At 68.2% G+C, this 592-nt stretch carries 1 protein-coding gene and 1 pseudogene; one reads left to right on the top strand and one right to left on the bottom strand.

The genetic code is table 11. From position 1 onward, the window contains the following. A pseudogene (locus ACI78Z_RS25035) lies at positions 1–219 on the bottom strand (serine hydroxymethyltransferase); the annotation flags it as partial. A 179-nt stretch (positions 220–398) separates the two neighbouring features. On the opposite strand from ACI78Z_RS25035, the gene ACI78Z_RS25030 reads away from it, so the two are divergent. Beyond that, on the top strand, positions 399–592 hold a 194-nt coding region (locus tag ACI78Z_RS25030), incomplete at its 3' end, for an alcohol dehydrogenase catalytic domain-containing protein (RefSeq protein WP_457039241.1).

The raw sequence follows: 592 nt of genomic DNA, 5'->3' as shown, positions 1-592 counted from the left end.
GCCCTCGGCGTACTTGTTGGTGAGCACCGAGCCCTGCGCCTGCATCACCGCGACCGGGGCGAAGTTCTCGCTGGCGATCATCTCCAGCGTCGACTGCTGGCGGCGCAGCTCGGCCGCGATGGCCGCGAAGACCTCCGGGTCGGTGTCTGCCAGCGACCGGTTGAGCACGCGGTCCGGAACAGCCGAGGCCTGTGGCGCTCCGTCAACCTGGACGACCATGTCGGCGCCCCTTCTGTCATAAGTGAAGTCAAGGACTGGTATATCAGTCGTGCAACACCGTAGGGTGAGGGCCGGAGAGGGTCAAGGGCCGCCGAGGAACGGATGTCGTGCCGTTCCCACCGCAGTCAGCAGCGACCACCGCACCTGGTCCGCACATCCGCGAGAGGAGATCCACCGTCATGGCCTACGAGGTGAAGGGCGTCGTCGCCCGCAGCAAGGGAGCCCCGGTGACCGTCGAGACGATCGTCGTCCCCGACCCCGGCCCGGGGGAGGCGGTGGTCGACGTCCAGGCCTGCGGGGTGTGCGCCACCGACCTGCACTACCGCGAGGGCAACATCACCGACCAGTACCCGTTCCTGCTCGGCCACGAGGC

This window comes from Geodermatophilus sp. SYSU D01176 (genome assembly GCF_054050015.1).
Note: the sequence above shows the minus strand (reverse complement) of the source record. Positions and strands in the feature narration are given on the sequence as shown.